Genomic DNA, 19383 nt, shown 5'->3' on the forward strand with positions numbered 1-19383 from the left:
GCTTTAAGCTTTACGGAACCCCCCGCCTAGCGGGGGGTTTTCTACATACAAAAAAAGGCCGCTGCGAGAGCAGCGGCCTTTTTTCAAGGAAATTTGTGGTCTACCAGCGGCGGGGCGCGGGGCGACGTTCTTCGGCCTGGTTGATGCGAAGGGTGCGGCCGCCAAAGTCAACGCCGTTCAAGGCTTCAATGGCCTTGTGGGCATCGGCTTCGTCCATTTCAACAAAACCGAAGCCACGGGGGCGGCCGGTTTCGCGATCCATGATGAGCTTGACGGAAAGGGCTTCGCCGTAGGGGGCGAACAGGGCTTCAACGCCTTCCTGGGTGGCGGAAAAAGGCAGATTGCCGACATAAATGGAAACAGCCATAACGACTCCGTTGTTGAGGTGGGTAAACTTTCCGCTTGAAGCCTTACCCACGCAAAGTCTCTGGCAAAAAGAAATACTGCACCCTATGAATAAGGGCGAACAGTACTGTTAAGCAAAAAAATCGTCAAGTATTATCTGCATTGGCTTCAAAAATGATTGCCAAACGATAAAAACTGACTGAATTGCTCCGCATTGGGTGGTATTTTTACATTACTGCGCGTGCATTATTCTGCTGTTAGCTGATTATGCACTCAATAACGCATTAATCTAAACTGTAAAAGGCCGGTTTAACCGGCCTTTTTGACAGCAAGAATTAGATTGCCTGCGTCTTTTTCTTTGCAGGAGTTTTCTTCGCCTTGGCGGGAGCCTTGGCAGAAACTTTTTTTACTTTGGCGGGAGCCTTCGCCTTGCTGGCCTTGCTGGCTTTGTGTGCCTTGGTTCCACTTGCAACAGTTGCCGGAGCGGTGTTTGCGGCGTTGGCTTCAGTGCTGAAGAGGCAGGGAGCAGTCATCAGCGAAAGGGCCACGGCAGCCATAAGGAGCTTTTTCATTTTCGTATCCGTTTCTTCTGGTTATGCCACATCTACAACAATATGGCTGTACGTCTATGGCATGAGCGGACGGCGGACGCAATAACAAATTTGAGCCTACGGAGCCGGGCATTTGCGGGCATTTTTTATGGCTCGTCCATTGTGGCGACAAGGGGTTTGCAGCATCTGGCCCATGTTGACAAAAATATGGGGCAAATGCTCTAAGGATAAGCTGCGTTGCGCCGCCGGATATGATGAGCATCTGCCGCTTGTTCAAGGTTCATGACCAATGGCCCGGGTGGGGATGGAACCGGCATTTTACCGGTCTAGCCACTGCTCGGCCACAGCCCGGCCAGCATTTCAAACAATACTTCTAACACAAAGAATCGCCATGGCTTTTTTTGCACCCCGTGATGTCAAGACTACACTCGTATGCCCGACCTGCGGCGCGCCCCTGCATATTGCCCGCACCTGCCACGAAGTCTATATGTACTGCCCGGCCTGCAAGGCCCAGTTTCCGCTTCAGGACTACATCCGTCAGGCGGACGAAGCCATGGAGCACTTTTTGGAAAACGTCTACTGCAACCGCATCTAGCGTTTCCACGCCGGGGGGAGGGGGCAGTGAGCTGCCAGCCGTTTAATCCTTGGCTGGCGCAACTGCCTGAGCGGTAGTGCTGCGGGTCAGTTCTCTGGCAGCCGCCATGCCGCTGGCCCACGCCCAATGCAGATTGTAGCCGCCCAGCAGGCCTGTAACGTCCAGCAGTTCGCCCACCACAAACAGATTTTTTTGCAGCAGGCTGCGCATGGTCTTGGGGTCTACCTCGTCGGTATTTACACCGCCGGAGCAGGCCTCTGCCTTTTTGAGCCCCGCTGTAGCTTGCGGACATACCGTGTGCCGTTGCACGGCTTCCACAATCGCCACGCGGGCCGCGCGCGGAAGTTCCGCCACCTTGCGCCTCGCGGTTTCCTCTGGCAGCAGGGCGTCCACAAGTCTTTGGGGCAGGAACCTTGCCAGCAGGGCGCGGGGGGTCTGTTTGTCAGCCTGCGGCGTATCCATAAGCGCGGCAACATCCTGCTCCGGCAAAAAATTCAGTGTGATTGCAGTGCCTTCAGCCCAATAGAGGGATGCTTTGAGGGCTGCTGGCCCGCTGAACCCCTCATGGGTGAACAGCAGATCATCCTCCCAGTGGTGTTGCCCAAAGGTAATGCCCACAGGCAGGCTGATGCCCGCCAGGCCGAGCAGGGGGGAATCCGAATTGAGGCGTAGCGGAGCGAGAACGGCGCGTGGCGCAATAATATTGTGCCCCAGCTCTTCCGCCAGCCGATAGCCGGCACCGCTGCCACCAGCCTGCGGCCATGCCGGGCTGCCCAGCGCCAGCACCAGAGCCTTGCCGCGCCACGAACCGCCCTCCGTCTGCACAGAAAAACCATCCGCCAGCGCCTCTACTGCTGATATTGTAGTGCCGCAGGCGATGGTGCAGCCGTGCTTGCGGCAGTCGTCTGTCAGCGCCCTGACCAGCCTCTGCGCGGAAACCGTCAGAAAAAGCTGGCCGTGGGTGCGCTCCTCAAAGGGCAGATTCCACTCCTGCACAAGGCGCAGCATGTGCTCCGGCGTAAAGCCCTTGAGGGCAGGGGCGCAAAATGCATTGCCCCTGCTTCCGTCACAGCGGTAGTCTTTGGGGCTGACTGCGCGGTTGGTAAAATTTGCCTTGCCGCCGCCGCTGACGGCCAGTTTGCGCCCGGGCACAGCCCCACGCTCCAGCAGCACAACACTCAGGCCTTTTGACGCCGCCTCGCGGGCGCACATAAGCCCCGCAGCGCCTGCGCCCAGAATCAGCACATCGACCACTTCAGGGCCGCGTTGCCCGGCGTTTTGCACGGGCTGTACGCCCTTTCTTTTAGGGGGCTTGGCTTGTACAGAATCCTTGCCTCTGGGCTTGACTGGCGATGTGCTTTCAACCGGTGCCGCAGGCGCAGCGGGCGTGGCCTTGGGGCCGGGTGTTTGCGGGGCAAAGGCCTGACGTGCCGGATTTGACAGAATTTTGCGCGTGGCGCTATTTTGGGGAGCTTTGTTGTGCATGCGGCGAAGGTATACGAGGCTTTGGCGGCTGCCAAGCCCTTGTGTGCCAGCAAACCGCCTTTGTCTGACCCGGCCCGCGCATCCGCGCAGCCATTTCTTGTTACCGGGATTATCATGCCAGTTCTTGCTTCATCCTACGTTGCGCCGTGGTTTGTGCGCAACGGTCACGCCAATACCATGTGGCCCGTGCTCTTTCGTGAAAAGCCGCAAATGTCGCCTTCTGTGCGACGGGTGCGCCTTGAAACGCCCGATGGTGACTTTCTTGATGTGGATCAGCATCCCTCGCTAGGAAAGGACAGGGCGGAGCGCCCGTTTGGGCAGGGCAGGGGCATAGCTGTTATTTCGCACGGGCTGGAGGGCAACAGCCGCCGCAAGTATGTTCTGGGCATGGCCAATGCCCTGCGGGCCGAAGGCTTTGACGTGCTGGCCTGGAACATGCGCTCCTGCTCGGGCGAGAGCAACCGCACTGCGCGCCTGTATCATATGGGCGAGATTGAAGATCTGGGAACTGTGGCGCGTTTTGCCGAGCAGTTCGACCACCCCCTGCTGCTGGCTGGTTTCAGCATGGGGGGCAACCAGATTTGCCGTTATCTGGGCCGGGGGCCGGTTTCGCCGCTGGTGCGGGCGGCTGTGGCTGTGTCTGTGCCATGCGATCTTTCCGCCGCTGCGCCGGTAATGGATGGCCCTGCCTGTCGCATTTACATGAGCTATTTTTTGCGCACACTGCGTAAAAAAGTGCGCGAAAAGGCCGAGCGCTTCCCTTCCTACCCCTCAGTTGAAGGCGTGGAAAAAATCCATACCTTCGCAGAGTTTGACGAGCGTTTTACCGCGCCTGCCTTTGGCTTTGCATCAGCCAAGGATTATTGGGAAAAAAATACGGTTCTGCCCGACCTGCCCTGCATAAACGTGCCAACCCTGCTGCTCATGGCTGCGGACGACCCTTTTTGCGCGCCCTCGTGTTATCCGTGGCAGACGGCGGAGCAGAGCGCGCACCTGCATCTGGAGGTCGCCCCGCATGGCGGGCATGTGGGTTTTGTGCAACAGAAGCGGGAATACTATAGCGAGCACCGGGCGCGCGAATTTGTGCGTCAGTTGACGGGGCGCGGCGTTTTTTAGGCGTTTGGTATCGCAGCAGGCGCAACAACAGAGGGCTTGTTGCGTTGGCAGATTTGCGACGCGTCAGCTTTTTTGCCGCTCGGCCAGCCGCTTCTTGGTCAGAACCGTGGCCACGGCGTTAACCGGATCTTCCGGCCAGGGATGCTTGGGATAGCGGCCCCGCATTTCTGCACGTACGGCGGGGTAGCCGTTGCGCCAGAAGTGGGCCAGATCGCGCGTGACCTGCAAGGGACGCCCTGCGGGCGAATTGAGGCGCAGCACCAGAGCCACGCGCCCATCAGCTATACGCGGCGTATTCACGCAGCCGAATAATTCCTGCAACTTGGCGGCCAGCCAGGGGCCTCCGTCTTCTCCATACACAATGGGGCGCATGGCCCCTGACGGCACCTGCCATTCCGTGGGGGCCTGCCGTTCAAGTATCCGGTGAAGATTCCCCGGCAGCAGACGGCGCAGGGCATCCAGCAGTTGCTCCGGCCCGAGCGCCGCCAGCGAATTGGCCCGCCCCTGCTTGCCTTGCCCCGCTGACCTTTCGAGTGCCTGCTGCAAGGCTGGTGCGAGCCAGTCATTGATGGTCGCCAGCAGGGCGGCATCAGAAACATCGGGCCATGCCTCGCCGTCCAGCTCGCGCAGCAGGCTTACCCGCGCGCGCCACTGCTTTGCGGCATCATCCCACGGCAGACATTCCAGCCCCTTGTTCTGCACATGGGCGCACAGGGCCGTAGCGCACTCATCGGGCCGTGGCCGAGGCAGGGGGGCATCTTCCAGAACCAGAGATCCCAGCACTCGCTGCCGCCGGGCGCTGACAAGCCCTGTATCCGAAACTGTGAGCTTGTCTTCGTTGCAAATATCTGCGCTGAAAAGTGCTGCAAGATCATCGGACGAAAGGGCGGCGGCAAGACGGATGCGCCCGCGCGGCGCTGCTCCGTCAACTTCTGCAATCGCCAGAAAGGGCAGCCGCGCCAGGGGATCATCGCTGGCTATCTGGGCGGCCCGTCCGCTGCGCAGGAGGTAGGGCGTCATGGGGGCCACCCCTCCCGCAAAATTTCCATTGCTGCTCTGTGGCTGACCGTCTGTCTGCCGCTTGGCGACCTGCTCCGGCCACGCCACAGCCAGGAGTTGCCCAAGGCTTGAGGCCTGAGCGAGAGCTGCGGAAAAAATGTTGTCCGCTTTGTTGGATTGCCCCTGTGCCGCAGACCGGGAACCTTTCTCCTCATGGCGATCAACCTGACGCATGAGCCGCTGCGCCAGACGATGCACCCGCTCGCGGGCGGCATCCGTATTCTTGCCCGCTGCGCCATCGCGGCACAACCAGTCGAGGCGGCGCAACACATCGCATCCCGCACCAGCGGCAGGCATGCCGGCCTTGTTTTTGCCAGCGGCAAAGGCCAGCGGGTCGCGTTCTTCCAGCAAGGCGGCGATACAGGCTGCCAATGCGGCAAGGGAGTTGTCGCGCCCCCACAACAGCAGGCGCGCCGTGCGTGGGGCGAGAGGGAGCGCGGCCATGTTGCGGCCCAAGGCCGTTGGCCTCAGCTGGGCATCCACAGCGCCCAGCGCCAGAAGGTTCTGTCTGGCGACAGCCAGATGGGCCGGGGGCGGCGTGTCGAGCCATGCGAGCGAGGCCGGATCGGTCACACCCCAGACCGCCAGTTGTAGCGCCAGCCCGGTGAGGTCGGCATCCAGAATTTCAGCGCGAATGTGCGGGCGCATGCCGTTTTCCTGCTCTTTTGCCCACAGGCGGCAGCAGATGCCGGGTTCTGTACGTCCGGCGCGTCCGGCCCGCTGGGCAGCGCCAGCCAGCGACACGCGCTCTGTCACAAGGCGGGTGAGGCCGCTGGCCGGATCAAAGCGCGTCAAACGCGCAAGGCCGCTGTCCACCACGAGCCTCACGCCCTCAATGGTCAGTGAGGTTTCGGCAATGGACGTGGCAAGTACCACCTTACGGTGCCCCTGCGGGGCGGGCGCAATGGCCGTATCCTGTTCTCTGGCGCTAAGATTGCCATAGAGCGGGCACAGGGCCACATCAGCGGGCAAAGCGCCCTCAAGCAGGCTGGCAAGATGGCGGATTTCGCCTGCGCCGGGTAAAAAAGCCAGCAGGCTGCCCTGTTCTGTGCGCAGCAGATGCAAAATGATATCGGCCATGTGATGCCATAGCAGAGGTCCTGCCCCGGCAGCAGGCAGGGGGTCGCCGCCCACAATCTGCCCTGCGCGGATTTTTGGCGGCAGGTGCCGCATCTGCACAGGAAAGGTTTTGCCCTCGCACACAACAGAAGGACAGCCTCCCATGAGTGTTGCCACGGCCTGCACATCCAGCGTGGCGGACATGACGATCAGCCTCAGGTCGGGGCGCAACGCAGCCTGACTCTCAAGGCAGAGGGCAAGCCCGGTATCGGCAGTGAGCGAGCGCTCATGAAATTCGTCAAAAATCACACAGGCTATGTCCGGCAGCTCGGGATCATCCTGCAACATGCGCGTGAGCACGCCCTCGGTGACAACCTCCACGCAGGTGCGGCTGCTGACGCGGCTTTCATCACGCATGCGATAGCCCACAAGGCCGCCCGGTTCCTCACCCAGCAGAGCCGCCATATAGCGCGCCAGCGCACGGGCCGCCACGCGCCGTGGCTCAAGCAGCAGAATGCGGCGATTCTCAAGCCAGGGCTGCCCCATGAGCCAGAGGGGGACGCGGCTGCTTTTGCCCGCTCCCGGCAGGGCGCTGAGCACCAGATTGCGGCCCTGGGCCAGGGAATCCAGAACTTCTGCGCGTGAAGCGTCAAGTGGGCATGGGGGCAGGCATGGTGGCAGGCCCGGGCAACGATCAGGCGAGCTTGCGAGGGCGGCAATGCGTATTGGCGAATCGGTCATGGCTAAATGCGGCATGGCTGAGGGTAAATGCGGCACAATAGGCGCATTTTTACTGGTAATCCAATGCGTGTCAGTGTATTGACACAGGAAAGGATATGCACGCGGAGAATGCACACATGGAGTTGAATACCAGCGGCATTATCGGCCAGAGCACAAGCCTCGCCGAAGTCTTCAAGGTTCTCGGCAAGGTTGCGCCCACGGACAGCACTGTGCTTGTAACTGGTGAATCGGGAACTGGCAAGGAATTGCTGGTTCGCGCGCTTCACGCCAACAGCCGCAGGGCTGACAAGCCTTTTGTACCCATCAACTGCGGGGCCATCCCCAAAGAGCTGCTTGAAAGCGAACTTTTCGGTCACGAAAAGGGCGCCTTTACGCACGCCATCCGCTCGCGGCAAGGCCGCTTTGAAATGGCTGACGGCGGCACCATCTTTCTGGATGAAATCGGCGAGATGGAGTTGAGCCTTCAGGTCAAGATTCTGCGTGTGCTGCAAGAAAAGGAAATTGAGCGCGTGGGCGGCACCGGCTGCAAAAAGGTGGATGTGCGTATTGTGGCCGCCACCAACCGCGATCTTGAGGTTGAAGTCGCGGCCGGGCGCTTCCGCGAGGATCTCTACTATCGTCTGAACGTCATTCCTTTGCATTTGCCGCCGCTACGCCAGCGCGGCAATGATGTGCTGCTGCTTGCGCGCTATTTTCTCAACCATTTCTGCACAAAAAAAGCGCGCGATCCCATGCTGCTTGATGAAACAACGCGGCGTATTCTGGCGGCCTACAACTGGCCCGGCAACGTGCGCGAGCTTGAAAACTTCATGGAGCGCCTGAGCATCCTTGTGGATGGCGATACGGTGTGCATGGATGATCTGCCGCGCAAGATTCTGGATCAGGTGGGCGATGTGTCTCTGCTGCCCCCGGTGGAGGAGGATGCCCCGGCGTGCGAACCGGAGGCGGAGCCTCTTGCCGAACCTGCCGCAGATGACGGAGTGGAGCAGACGCCTGCCCCAGCGCCGCAAGTTGAAGCCGCAATACCCGTTGCAGCCAGCGGAGCTTTTGCGTGGCCCAATCTGGGTGTTTTGACGGCTCAGGGACAGAACCTGAAAGATTTTCTTGATGCTGTGGAAAGCCGCCTTATTGATGAGGCCTTGGCCAAGGCGGAGGGAGTAAAAAATCAGGCCGCCGAGCTTTTGGGCATCAAGCGGACAACGCTTATTGAAAAGCTCAAGAAACGCAGTATGTAGCGGCATAAAATTTGCATAAAATTTGCGTTGGATTTTGCGGCTCAGACGCCACGACACATCCTGCGAAGTGCAAGTGAATACACAACTTTTCGCCGCCGCGCCACGGCCTCATATTTCTGCCCGCAAGGGTGCGATTCCCCAACGCTGCTCACGTGTTGGGGCTTTGCTGCTGATTGCGAGCCTTTTGCTGCCCGCACAGCCTTCGTGCGGCATGAGCTGGAACTGGGCGCCCATCGCAGATACTGACGCAGCCAACGCTGCCGGGCAACAGTCAAAAAGTTCACAGCCCGCCGGGGAAAGGCTGCGCCTTACGCTCGACAGCCCCGGTCAGGTGCACAGGCTCCTGCGCACCGGCAATACCTTGCTCCTCTATCTTGACGATCCCTCCGCAACGCTTGAACGCAGCGGCGCAGCGCCTTCTGCGGGAGCGCTGCTCGACAGCATCGGGCTTTCCAACGGGCAGTTGCGCATTACACTTTCTCCCAAGGCCGTGAATCATGTCATGCGTCGGCCTTCTCCTTCTGAACTGGATATAGAAATTTTTGCCGCAGGAATCCAGAAAGGGGAAAATTCCTCTCGTCTGGATGCGGCGGGTGTGCCCGTGGGCAACGCGTCTGCTGATTCAGAAGGGCAGGGCGCTTCTTTTGCCGTCAATCTGCCCGCAGACGCAGCAGTGGGCTTATTGCAAAAGGCCCAAAAACTGCTGGCCGATGTGCAGCAGGGTGCAAAGGCTTTGCCCTTTGCTGGTCTGCTTGATGCGGGTAAGGCAAAACTTACGGATTTGAGCCAGAAATTTTCCGTCCTTGGTGCGACCAAGACTGCGGAAGCCGCCGAAGTGCCGCAAGCCGCAGGCGGTGCGGGCAGCCTCGCCGTGACGCTGGACGGTCAGAGCCTTATGAGCCGGGTAAACCCCGGCGGGCCGGAAAACTGGCCTGAGAGTAAGGGGCTTTCCACATCAATCCCCAGCAACGTTCCTGCTGCGGCTCCGGCCACAACGCCAGCGCCCGCACCAGCGGCTCCGGCTGCATCTGCAAATCAGCCAGTGACTCAGCCTGCAACGCAGCCAGCAAACCAGCCCGTGACAAGGCCAGTGGCCCCGCCTGCGTCTGCCCCGCAAAATGGCGTCCAGCGGGCAGTACCGCCCGCTGCGCAGCCGCAAGCTCAGCCCGCCCCACCAGTCCAGCAGGTTGCGCCGCAGGCCATACCGCAACCTGCACCGCAGGCAAAAACTGCACCGGCTCAGCAGCCTGCGCCTGTCCCCGTGGCCGGTCAGGCAAAGCCGAACGGCGCGGGCGGCAATGTATCCGGCAAGGTTTCAGAAAATGTGGTGGGTCTGCCGCATGCCGAAGAAAAAGGCGGTCACGGGGCCGCTGCCCCCAAGGAAGAACCCCGTCCCGTGGTCTATGTGGACGAACAGGGCAATCCTGTTGCCAAGCCTGTTGACCCGGAAAAAATGATGGAAGAGGCGGAGCGGCTCATCAAGGAACACAAGTTTGTTGAGGCCTTGCCGCAGTTGGAAAAACTGAAGGAAATGCCCACCATCAGTGCCGATATGCGCCTCAAAACGCTGTATTACATCAGCGATTGCGTATGGGCCAGATATGCCGATAATCCACTGGCTGGCTTTGAGCCTATTGTTTCAGCCACCAGCGAGGCCATGAATTTTGACCTGCGTTCTCCCAGAGTGCCGGAGGCCCTCCTGCGGCTGGGGCTGGTTAACGTCAATGTTGGCAATCTGGTGGATGCCGGGGGCTACATTGTGGCCATGTATCGGCGCTATCCGGATTATCCCGGCGTGGCACAGGGATTTACGGCCCTCGGCAAGGCGCAGCTCAAGCGGCACATGGATGCCCAGGCGGAGCAGTCTTTTGCCATCGTGCTCGACAAGTACCCTGAATCCTCCTTCTTGCAGGAGGCGTCCGTGGGGCTTGCACAGGCTTTGAACAACCAGAGCAAGTACGCCAATGCACAGGTTATCCTGGACTTTATAAGTAAACGCTGGCCCCGCTATTATATTGAAGACCCCACATTCCTGTTTTTGCAGGGTGCCAATGATGAGGCTCTGGACAAACCCGTTGCGGCCCTGACCCTGTACTGGCTGTATTACAACCTTGTGCCCGGGCAGAAGGGCAACGACGACCTGCTCCTTAAAATGGGCGACATGTATACCCGGCTTGGCAACAAAAGCGGGGCCGAGTTTCTGTATGCCTATCTGACGCGGCATTTTGCGGGAACCCATGCGGCAAATATGGCAAGTCTGCGGCTGGCCGAGGGCGGCATATACGATTCGCCCATCAATTATGAGGCCATGACCCAGGTTTTTGCCAGGGCCGCCAGCGGTGGTAATCTGTCCAAGGTTTACGCCAACCTTGCGGCGGCCTCGCGCACTGCGCCGGAGTCTGTACTCGCGCGGCTCAAGGAGGCCATGTGGCTCTATTGGAGCAAGCGTTATACCGAGGCCATGGGCAAGGCCGCAGATTTTATTGATGGCTACCCGGAAAACGCCAATGTGGCGCAGGCCCGCGATATTATCTGGCTTGCTTTTCAGAAAGAGCTTGCCAACTCCATGGCTGAAAAAAACTATGGGCGCATTCTCATTTTGTGGAATGGCTTTCCCCTGGTGCGCGAGCGCTACGGGGCTATAGATCCGCGCATGCGCTATGCCCTGGCGCAGGGCATGCTTGAACGGGGCGATACGGAACAGGCCCTTGGCATGTTAGCGGAATTTTTGAAGTCGCCCATGGATCCACAGTATGGGGAAGCGACTTTTACGGAATTTTTCAACCGCTATCTTCAAGCCGGGGCTTGGGCAAAAATTCTTGATCTTGGCAAACTGGTGTCCACCTGGCCTCTGAACCCCCAGTTGCGCAACCAGCTTGACTACGCCATGGCGCTCTCGGCCCAGAATCTCAATCTGAACGGGGCTGCTCTCGCCATGTGGCAAAAGCTTGCCGAGCGGCAGGATATCCCGCTCTATCAGCGGGCCTACGCCACATATTTTCTTGCCCGCGATGCCGAACAGCGCAAGGACATTCGCAATTCCTACACGCTGAACCGCAAGGTGATTGATCTCTTTACCCAATTACAGAATGAACGTTCCGACAAGGCCGACCCGCAGCGCATCAAGGATGCCATACTCTCACTCATGGATATCTGCGAAGTGGGCAACCGTGTGCCGGAAGCTCTGGAATGGCTTGCGCGTTACAATGCCTTTGTACCCAAGGAGTCGTCGGAATATCCGGGTTTGCGATTCCGTGAGGCCCGGCTGTATCGCAAGCTGGGCGATGCCACGCGGGCTCAGGCTTTGCTTGAGGATATTGTGCGCAACTACGCCGATTCACCTTTTGCCAGGGCAGCCACGGCGGAACTGCACACCTTTGAGGTTTCGCGCGATCTGCAAAACTACCTGCCCGGCGGGGTGGGCAGTCAGGCTGCGCCCGCCGCCAAGCCCGCCGCTCCCTAGTTTTCCCCGGTTTCGGTCTTTTGCGTCTGTCGTCCCAGCCTGCCGTTGTTGCCTCAGGCGCATCCTGCCTCAGGGCGCTGAATCCCTTCCATATGCCAATCAGGTATGCGAGGGCGCATTGCATGCGTTCACTCCTTGGAATATAACCAGACACAACAGCAGTTCCGCCGTGGGGTGGAACTGTTTGTCTTCTGCAATTTTAATGGATAAGTGCGATGGAACGTCCCGCAAGATTCACTGGAGGATGCAGGACGTGATGTGCGCCGTCTGCCTTGGAGGGCATATGAACAGAGTGCTTCTTTGCGTTACACTCGGCCTGCTTGCCTTGATGGCCGGATGCACCGGCGCATTACAAAGGGGAATGCAGAACGCGGCCTATGTTTCCACAGCCCGCCCGGCCATCAGCATCAAGGCCGTGAACATGCCCCTGCTTACCGGGGGCGAGACAAGCGTCAGCCTTGATGACGCAGGCGTTATCGGCGGCTTGCCGCTGCATGCTTGGGTTGCTGTTTACGGCAAGGGGGATCCTCAGAGTCCCCTGGCCATTGTGGGGCTGGCGGAGGTGCCGCGCGGCTGGTACTGGGACAACGACGGCCAGCGCCCCTTTAGCGTCGATAAAGGGGTGGAGATTTTCAACAATGACGGCTTTGCGGCCAGCACCTATATTGTGGACAGTAAAAGGGATGCGTTTTCAGCCCTTGCAGGGCTGACGGACGAAACAAAGCCCATGCGCTGGCTGACGCGCGGTTTTGCCGCCAGATACAATTTTAATGACACCAAGGTCATACTGGAATACAGAGAACCCCTGCCTGAAAATCTTGCCGGGCAGGAAAGCCTGGCAGAAAGCCAGACAGACCAGCTTCGTGCCTTTGAGCAGCGCGCCAGCGCCGCCTTTGCCGTTGCTTCTGTAGCTGAGCATATGACTGGAATTACGGAAGGATATGCAAAGAACATTCGTGGGCAATATCTGGATCACCGCTTCTGGGGAACTGCATCAAAGTATGACACATTTGTCTTAAAGTAGCATCTTCTTGCGGTAATCTGACATTACACCTTGATCCCGCCCGGGAGGCCACTTGGGAAAGTTTTTTCAAGCGGCCTCCCTGTTTTTTACGTTTGTTGCGCCTGCACCGACACCAAGTAACTGCAACAAGTTAATACATTCTGGAATAATGGTTATGTAAAATTTGCAACACAATTTTATATTATAGGGCATAGTACATTGACGAAACAATATCTGCTGTGTATGTTCTCCCCATCAGGATGGGAGGGGGACCGACTGTTCTGTCAATGAGCCGATCAGGCGGGTACGCAGCGCGTCAGATTGAGTATGTTGAAGACAATAAAGGGGTAGTTATGGACGATTATCTGAAAGAGGCGCTGGAAATCACCAGAGCACAAGCTGGCGTTCGCGTTATGAGCGAAGAAGAAATAGCCGCCTTTATACAGAAAGTGGCACAGGGCATCAAAGCAGTTGCCGAAGGCGAAACGCCTGTGGAACTGGACAGCGGCGAAATGGCCGTTGAAGCACGCAAGTCGGTCAAAGAAAAGTCCGTCACCTGCCTTGAGTGTGGAAAGAGCTTTAAGATTCTTACCAAGCGTCATCTGGCCAGCCACGGCATGACCTCGGCTGAATACCGCGAAAAGTGGGGCTTCAAGAAAGACGCACCTCTGGTGTGCAAAGCCCTGCAGCGCGAACGCCGCAAAAAGATGAAAGACATGAAGCTGTGGGAAAAGCGCCGCAAGGTTCAAGAATCTCCGGCATAAAACCCGCAATAGCAGGCTTTGTCATTGGTCTGAAAGTCCGCCCCTGAGGCGGGCTTTTTTTTTAGGCCAAAAAATGGCATTGTACCCGTCTGTATGACGGCATGGCTGCCATTCAGGGCGGTTACGGCCAGCAAATGATTTTTGCTCTGCACCATTGTTCTTTTTCAGGGTTATATCATGACTGAATCACAGGCGGCTGCAACGCCCGCCGAAGCCCTCGCGCTTTTGTCCCTGCCGCAGGAACAGTTATTTGCCAGGGCCACCGCGCTGCGCGAGGCGACCTTTGGGCGCGGCATTGTTTTGTGCGCCATCATCAATGCAAAAAGCGGCAACTGCTCCATGGACTGCCGTTTCTGCTCCCAGAGCCGGCACAATCACACTCCTATTGAGGTTTTTCCCCTCTTGCCGGACGAGGAACTGCGCGAGCGCATTCTGCACCTCGCAGCCCTGCCTGTGGCGCGCATTGGCGTTGTTACCAGCGGTTCGGCCCTGAGCGGCAGCGAATTGCAGCGCCTGCACGCTGTGATTTCAGGCCTGCCGGATGCCGTGCGCCCGCGCGTCTGCGCTTCGCTGGGCAAACTCACGGCTGACGATTTTGCCCTTTTGTCCGGGGCCGGGCTTACCCGGTTTCACCATAATATGGAAACCTCGCAGGACTATTACTCCAGCGTGTGCACCACGCAAACCTGGGAGCAACGGCGCGACACGGTGCTTCGCGCCAGTGAGTCAGGCCTGAGCGTGTGTTCCGGCGGCCTGTTCGGCCTGGGTGAAAGCTGGGAAGACCGCGTGGACTTTGCCTTCAGTCTCAAGAAGATGGGTGTGAGCCATGTGCCCATGAATTTTCTGCATCCGCACCCGGAAACGCCGCTGGCAGGGCAGAAGCCTCTTACCGCGGATGAGGCGCTGACGCTCATTGCCGTGTTCCGGCACATTTTGCCCAAGGCCACATTGCGCATCTGCGGGGGCAGGCCTCTGGTGCTGGGCAGCCGCCAGAATGAAATTTTCGCCGCCGGGGCCAATGCCCTCATGACGGGCGATTATCTTACAACCCACGGGCAGAGCATTGCGCATGATCTTGAAATGATCGCCGCGCAAGGACTTGAGGTTCGCTGCGATGCAAACTGCTGAGGAAAAGATTGATCTGCCGCTACGGGGCCTCTTTGTAGCCGGATCTGGCACCGATGTGGGCAAGACCGTTGTGACGGCGGCCCTGCTGCGGGCCTTGCTGCTGGCCGGGATCAACGCCCAGGCTGTAAAGCCTGTGCAGACAGGCGTTGCGCCGGAGCAGGCCAATACGGCCCCTCTGGCCGATGCGCGCGTGTACGCTGCTGCCGTTGCGGGCATGCCGCAAAGCGCCGCCATGCTGCCTGCCACGGCCCTGCATTGCTTCAGCCTGCCCGCATCGCCACATCTGGCCGCGGCCCGCGAAGGTGCGCGCTTGACCTGCGCAGGACTACATAACGACATTGTTTGCCACAGCCGCGCCAGCAGCGCTGAAATGCTGCTGCTTGAGGGCGCTGGCGGTTTGCGGGTGCCGCTCAACGAGCGTGAGGACATGCTCGACCTCATGGTCTCGGTGGGCCTGCCCGTGCTGCTTGTGGGCGGCAATTATCTGGGTGGGCTGAACCACATTCTGCTTTCAATGGATGCATTGCGGCATAACGGTCTGCAACTGGCCGGAGTGGTGCTTGTGCCCTCCGCCGACCCGGCAGCGGGTTGCCCCGGCGTGGATGTGGACGCCATGCTGGCCGACAATGCCGCAATGCTGCGCGAGCGGCTGGCGCAACATGGCCAGACTGCTCCCCTTGTGGAATTGCCGCGCGTGGCGCAACTGGATGCAGAGGGCTGGCAGACGCTGGCTCAGGAGCTTGAACCGCTGGTGCGGCATCTGCAAGCCTCTCAGGATGCTGCTTGCGACTGCGGAGCGGATGTTGTGCGCCGCGATCACCAGACCATCTGGCACCCCTACGCCTCGGCCATGCAGCCGCCCTTGCTCAGCACAGTGGCGCGCACCAGAGCCAACCGCATTGTGCTGGCGGACGGCAGGGAACTTGTGGACGGCATGTCTTCCTGGTGGGCAGCCGTGCACGGCTATAACCATCCGCGCCTTATGGAGGCCCTGCACGCACAGGCCGGGCGCATGCCCCACGTAATGTTTGGCGGCCTGACGCACGAACCGGCGGTCAATCTGGCCGAAAGGCTGTTGCGCCTCATGCCTGCGGGACTTGAGCGCGTTTTTTTTGCAGATTCCGGTTCGGTGGCGGTGGAGGTGGCCCTGAAAATGGCCCTGCAATACCAGCAGGGCAGGGGCCAGACCGGGCGCAGCAAGTTTCTAACGCCGCGCGGCGGTTACCATGGGGACACCTTTGGCGCCATGTCGGTGTGCGACCCGGTGACGGGTATGCACAGCCTGTTCACGGCCATGCTGCCCCAACAGATATTTATGGAGCGGCCAAGTTGCCGCTTTGACCAGCCCTTTGACCCGGCGAGCCTTGACGATGCCCGGCGTGTTTTTGCCGTGCGCGGGCACGAGATTGCGGCGGTGATTCTTGAACCAGTGGTGCAGGGCGCGGGCGGCATGTGGTTTTACCACCCCGAATACCTGCGTGGGCTTGCGCAACTGTGCCGCGAGGCTGGCGCACTGCTGATATTTGATGAAATCGCCACGGGCTTTGGCCGTACAGGCAAGATGTTTGCTGCGGAATGGGCCGGTGTTTCGCCGGATATTCTGTGTTGCGGCAAGGCGCTCACGGGCGGGGTATTGACCCTGGCAGCCACGGCCTGCACAGCCAGTGTGGCGGAGGACATCTGCGCCGGGGGCAATGTGTTTATGCACGGCCCCACCTTTATGGCCAATGCGCTGGCCTGCGCCGTGGCCTGCGCCAGCCTTGACCTGCTGCAGGAGGAAGACTGGCGGCAGAAGGTGGCAAACCTTGAAAGCGGCCTGCGCTCAGGGCTTGCCCCATGCGCGGGGCTTCAAGGCGTTGCCGATGTGCGCGTATTGGGCGGTATAGGCGTTGTGGAAACGTGCGAACCCGTCAATACTGTCGCGTTGCAGGAGTATTTTGTACGGCGCGGCATCTGGGTGCGGCCTTTTAACCGCCTTGTTTACCTCATGCCGCCCTATGTTACCCCGGCTGAGGATGTGGCGCGGCTCTGCGCCGTGGTGGCAGGGGCCTTGGAATCAGGAGCGCATCTGCCTGCCTAGATTCTGGCTGGCTTTCTCCCGGCATTGCAGACAAAGGCCCTATGGCGGTTTATTTCTCTGTGGGCGGCGGCGGAACGGGCAGCCCCTTGAAGATGAGCCGTGTGGCGGCGGCGTCTGCCAGTTCGGAGACGTCCATGAGCTTTTCCAGCAGTTCAAGCAGGTAGAAGCGGTCGTTTTCGCAGCCATCTTTGAAATCGGCTTCAAGCTCGCCGCTGCGGATGTAGTTTTCCAGTTCCGTAAGATCGTTTACCGTGAGCATGGAGAATCCTTTTGCAGCGCGGAGATGCAACGCTCCGTCAGGTCGTGAACCATCTGCTCGACCTGGCGGATTTCTTCGCGGGTGATGTTGTCGTAGTGGATGCCCGCGCTGACGCACACGGCGCAGTTCAGGGCATGGGCCATGCGCTCCGCCATGTGCAGGGCGAGGGCGTCTTCCTTGTGGCCGGGCAGGCCCGCCAGATGGCTTTGGGCCTCTACCTGACCATGCGCGGGCGCGGCCAAAGCCACAGCGCCGATATGGGTTGCGCCGCCGCCGCAGAGCACCTGCAGGTCGCGCCCCTGGCGAAAAACGCGCAGATGTATGCTCAGGCGGCCCTGCTGGGCGGTGAATCGCATGGCTGCTCCTGTGCTTTGGCGGGGCGGGGTGCCGCGCTGCTGCGGGCTTTATGGCTGTTTGCCATGTGCCCGGTGAAATTTCCAGCCTGCCAGTTACGGTGGGCAAACCCGCCCATGAACATGGCGGAATTGTTGTGGTATATATATGATGCGGTCTACAGCCGCAAGGCCGACACGATGCCTGTTGCCTCGGGCTTGACGCCCCAGCGGGCGGCCCGTACCATTTTGCCAATTCTTTGTTGTATGGAGACAGCATGACTCTTGATCCCACCAAGCACCCGGACTGGCAGATAGCCCTGGATGCCGAACAGAATATGAAAACTTTTGAAGCCCTGACCGCCGAGATGGGGCTGAAACCTTCAGAAGTGCTGCCCTACGGACGATACATGGGCAAGATTGAGCAGCAGGAAGTGCTGCAAAGGCTTGAGAACCGCCCCAACGGCAAATATGTTGACGTTACGGCCATCACGCCCACGCCCCTTGGCGAAGGCAAGTCCACCACCACCATCGGCCTGGTGCAGGGACTCGCGCGGCGCGGTTTGCGGTCTTCTGCCGCCATCCGCCAGCCTTCGGGCGGCCCCACCATGGGCATGAAGGGCTCCGCCGCTGGCGGCGGCCTTTCGCAGTGCATCCCGCTCACGCCGTATTCCCTCAACTTTACGGGCGATATCCATGCCGTGGGCGCGGCCCACAATCTTGCCATGACGGCCCTCACGTCCCGCATGCAGCATGAGCGCAACTATGACGACGCAACGCTTGAGCGGCTTTCGGGCATGCGCCGTCTGGATATTGACCCCACGCGCGTCAGCACCGGCTGGGTGATGGATTTTTGCGCCCAGGCCCTGCGCAACGTGATTATCGGCATGGAAGGCGACGGCAGACGCAACGACGGTTTTATGATGCGCTCGCACTTTGACATCACCGTTGCTTCCGAGGTCATGTCCATTCTTTCTGTGGCGCGTGATCTGGCCGATCTGCGGCAGCGCATGGGCCGCATGGTGCTTGCCCTTGACCGCAACGGCAGGCCTGTGACCACCGCCGACCTTGAAGTGGACGGCGCCATGACCGCCTGGCTGGTGGAAGCCATCAAGCCCAACCTTATCCAGACCATCGAGGGCCAGCCCGTGCTGGTGCACACTGGCCCCTTCGGCAACATCGCTCTGGGACAGAGTTCGGTTATTGCCGACAGGGTGGGGCTGAAGCTTGGCGACATCCACGTGACAGAATCCGGCTTTGCCGCAGAAATGGGCTATGAAAAATTCTGGAACCTCAAGTGCCGTTACAGCGGTCTTGCCCCTGACGCGGCGGTGATTGTGGCCACAGTGCGGGCGCTCAAGCACCACGGCGGCGCGCCGCAGCCCCGCCCCGGCCAACCCCTGCCCGAAGAATACCTGAGGGAAGATGTGGGCCTGGTGGAAGCCGGTTGCGTCAACCTGCTGCACCACATTGGCATTGTGCGCCGTTCCGGCGTGCCTTCTGTGGTGTGCATCAACAAGTTTTATACCGACAAGCCCGCTGAAATTGCCGCTATTCGCCGTATCTGCGAAAAGGCGGGGGCAAGCGTGGCTGTTTCTGAACATTGGGAAAAAGGCGGCGCAGGCGCGCTTGAACTGGCAGATGCCGTTATGGACGCCTGCAATTCGCCCAAGCGGAACTTCCGTCCGCTCTACGACTGGAAGCTGCCCATCGCCGAACGCATTGTCTGCATCGCCCGGGAAGTGTACGGCGCCGATGGTGTGGATTTTGAACCCATGGCCGCCCAACGGCTCAAGGCACTTCAGGAACGCCCCGATGCGGACGAGCTTGGCGTGTGCATGGTCAAAACACAGTATTCGCTTTCGGACGACGCCAAACGCAAGGGCGTGCCTTCATCCTGGCGGCTGCATGTGCGCGATGTACTGCTTTTTGGCGGCGCTGGCCTTGTGGCCCCGGTGGCGGGCGACATCAGCCTTATGCCCGGTACTGGCTCCAGGCCTTCCTTCCGCAACATAGATGTGGATGTGGCAACCGGGCGTGTAACCGGCGTGTTCTAGCGAGCAATACAATAAAGGCGTTATCCGGTCAGTTGGTTGGCCGGGTAACGCTTTTATTGTATGTAGAAAACCCCCCGCTAGGCGGGGGGTTCCGTAAAGCTTAAAGCTTTA

At 59.7% G+C, this 19383-nt stretch carries 15 protein-coding genes; 9 read left to right on the forward strand and 6 right to left on the reverse strand.

The features are described from left to right. Nucleotides 1-100 precede the first annotated feature (100 nt). Entirely contained in the window at nt 101-367 is a 267-nt protein-coding gene (locus tag QZ383_RS14380; RefSeq protein WP_192111928.1) for an RNA-binding protein, read from the reverse strand. A gap of 313 nt (nt 368-680) precedes the next feature. Then, nucleotides 681-917 carry a hypothetical protein gene (locus tag QZ383_RS14385; protein ID WP_291446467.1) on the reverse strand — a complete coding sequence of 79 codons (237 nt, stop codon included), beginning with the start codon at nt 915-917 and terminating at the stop codon, nt 681-683. 370 nt (nt 918-1287) lie between these two features. Here QZ383_RS14385 and QZ383_RS14390 point away from each other — a divergent pair, with 370 nt between their 5' ends. Next, nucleotides 1288-1491 carry a dual CXXC motif small (seleno)protein gene (locus QZ383_RS14390; protein ID WP_022659339.1) on the forward strand — a complete coding sequence of 68 codons (204 nt, stop codon included), beginning with the start codon at nt 1288-1290 and terminating at the stop codon, nt 1489-1491. Nucleotides 1492-1533: 42 nt separating this feature from the next. Here the strand turns inward: QZ383_RS14390 and QZ383_RS14395 are convergent, their stop codons facing one another. Continuing rightward, entirely contained in the window at nt 1534-2976 is a 1443-nt protein-coding gene (locus tag QZ383_RS14395; RefSeq protein ID WP_291446469.1) for an aminoacetone oxidase family FAD-binding enzyme, read from the reverse strand. A 114-nt stretch (nt 2977-3090) separates the two neighbouring features. Between QZ383_RS14395 and QZ383_RS14400 the strand changes: the two genes are divergently transcribed. Continuing rightward, nucleotides 3091-4092, forward strand: coding sequence for an alpha/beta fold hydrolase (locus QZ383_RS14400; RefSeq protein WP_291446470.1), 1002 nt, complete (start codon nt 3091-3093; stop codon nt 4090-4092). Between the two features lie 63 nt (nt 4093-4155). Here QZ383_RS14400 and hrpB read toward each other — a convergent pair whose 3' ends face one another. Continuing rightward, the gene (hrpB, locus tag QZ383_RS14405) at nt 4156-6951 is read right to left on the reverse strand and encodes an ATP-dependent helicase HrpB (RefSeq protein WP_291446472.1); all 2796 of its coding nucleotides are present in this window, start codon (nt 6949-6951) and stop codon (nt 4156-4158) included. A gap of 116 nt (nt 6952-7067) precedes the next feature. On the opposite strand from hrpB, the gene QZ383_RS14410 reads away from it, so the two are divergent. From QZ383_RS14410 to bioA, 6 genes are all read left to right on the forward strand, one after another. After that, nucleotides 7068-8186, forward strand: a complete 1119-nt coding sequence (locus QZ383_RS14410; RefSeq protein ID WP_291446474.1) for a sigma 54-interacting transcriptional regulator — start codon at nt 7068-7070, stop codon at nt 8184-8186. 73 nt (nt 8187-8259) lie between these two features. Then, on the forward strand, nt 8260-11649 hold the full coding sequence (locus QZ383_RS14415; RefSeq protein ID WP_291446475.1) for a tetratricopeptide repeat protein: 3390 nt from the start codon (nt 8260-8262) through the stop codon (nt 11647-11649). Between the two features lie 283 nt (nt 11650-11932). Further along, the gene (locus QZ383_RS14420; RefSeq protein ID WP_291446476.1) at nt 11933-12673 is read left to right on the forward strand and encodes a DUF4851 domain-containing protein; all 741 of its coding nucleotides are present in this window, start codon (nt 11933-11935) and stop codon (nt 12671-12673) included. A 332-nt stretch (nt 12674-13005) separates the two neighbouring features. Then, nucleotides 13006-13416, forward strand: coding sequence for a MucR family transcriptional regulator (locus tag QZ383_RS14425; protein ID WP_240824580.1), 411 nt, complete (start codon nt 13006-13008; stop codon nt 13414-13416). Nucleotides 13417-13593: 177 nt separating this feature from the next. Continuing rightward, nucleotides 13594-14544 (forward strand): biotin synthase BioB, encoded by a 951-nt coding sequence (bioB, locus tag QZ383_RS14430; protein WP_291446478.1) that lies wholly within the window; start codon nt 13594-13596, stop codon nt 14542-14544. Further along, complete coding sequence (bioA, locus tag QZ383_RS14435; RefSeq protein ID WP_291446480.1) at nt 14531-16624, forward strand: adenosylmethionine--8-amino-7-oxononanoate transaminase; 2094 nt, start codon at nt 14531-14533, stop codon at nt 16622-16624. The genes bioB and bioA overlap by 14 nt, the downstream gene beginning before the upstream one ends. 49 nt (nt 16625-16673) lie before the next feature. Here the strand turns inward: bioA and QZ383_RS14440 are convergent, their stop codons facing one another. After that, nucleotides 16674-16883 (reverse strand): hypothetical protein, encoded by a 210-nt coding sequence (locus QZ383_RS14440; RefSeq protein WP_192111918.1) that lies wholly within the window; start codon nt 16881-16883, stop codon nt 16674-16676. Further along, on the reverse strand, nt 16871-17239 hold the full coding sequence (locus QZ383_RS14445) for a hypothetical protein (RefSeq protein ID WP_291446483.1): 369 nt from the start codon (nt 17237-17239) through the stop codon (nt 16871-16873). The genes QZ383_RS14440 and QZ383_RS14445 overlap by 13 nt, the downstream gene beginning before the upstream one ends. 254 nt (nt 17240-17493) lie before the next feature. Between QZ383_RS14445 and QZ383_RS14450 the strand changes: the two genes are divergently transcribed. Continuing rightward, a complete protein-coding gene (locus QZ383_RS14450; protein WP_291446484.1) occupies nt 17494-19272 on the forward strand; it encodes a formate--tetrahydrofolate ligase in 1779 nt (592 codons plus the stop codon). Nucleotides 19273-19383 lie beyond the last annotated feature (111 nt).

The sequence above is a fragment of the Desulfovibrio sp. genome (assembly GCF_019422935.1).
In the GTDB taxonomy this organism is placed as follows: Bacteria; Desulfobacterota; Desulfovibrionia; order Desulfovibrionales; family Desulfovibrionaceae; genus Desulfovibrio.

Bases quoted from the DNA above. Each gene is read 5' to 3' on its own strand.
- QZ383_RS14400 (WP_291446470.1), top strand. From the start codon at position 3,091: ATGCCAGTTCTTGCTTCATCCTACGTTGCGCCGTGGTTTGTGCGCAAC.
- QZ383_RS14380 (WP_192111928.1), bottom strand. From the start codon at position 367: ATGGCTGTTTCCATTTATGTCGGCAATCTGCCTTTTTCCGCCACCCAG.
- QZ383_RS14395 (WP_291446469.1), bottom strand. From the start codon at position 2,976: ATGCACAACAAAGCTCCCCAAAATAGCGCCACGCGCAAAATTCTGTCA.
- bioA (WP_291446480.1), top strand. From the start codon at position 14,531: ATGCAAACTGCTGAGGAAAAGATTGATCTGCCGCTACGGGGCCTCTTT.
- QZ383_RS14390 (WP_022659339.1), top strand. From the start codon at position 1,288: ATGGCTTTTTTTGCACCCCGTGATGTCAAGACTACACTCGTATGCCCG.
- QZ383_RS14450 (WP_291446484.1), top strand. From the start codon at position 17,494: ATGACTCTTGATCCCACCAAGCACCCGGACTGGCAGATAGCCCTGGAT.
- hrpB (WP_291446472.1), bottom strand. From the start codon at position 6,951: ATGACCGATTCGCCAATACGCATTGCCGCCCTCGCAAGCTCGCCTGAT.
- QZ383_RS14410 (WP_291446474.1), top strand. From the start codon at position 7,068: ATGGAGTTGAATACCAGCGGCATTATCGGCCAGAGCACAAGCCTCGCC.
- QZ383_RS14420 (WP_291446476.1), top strand. From the start codon at position 11,933: ATGAACAGAGTGCTTCTTTGCGTTACACTCGGCCTGCTTGCCTTGATG.
- QZ383_RS14425 (WP_240824580.1), top strand. From the start codon at position 13,006: ATGGACGATTATCTGAAAGAGGCGCTGGAAATCACCAGAGCACAAGCT.
- QZ383_RS14385 (WP_291446467.1), bottom strand. From the start codon at position 917: ATGAAAAAGCTCCTTATGGCTGCCGTGGCCCTTTCGCTGATGACTGCT.
- QZ383_RS14445 (WP_291446483.1), bottom strand. From the start codon at position 17,239: ATGCGATTCACCGCCCAGCAGGGCCGCCTGAGCATACATCTGCGCGTT.
- bioB (WP_291446478.1), top strand. From the start codon at position 13,594: ATGACTGAATCACAGGCGGCTGCAACGCCCGCCGAAGCCCTCGCGCTT.
- QZ383_RS14440 (WP_192111918.1), bottom strand. From the start codon at position 16,883: ATGCTCACGGTAAACGATCTTACGGAACTGGAAAACTACATCCGCAGC.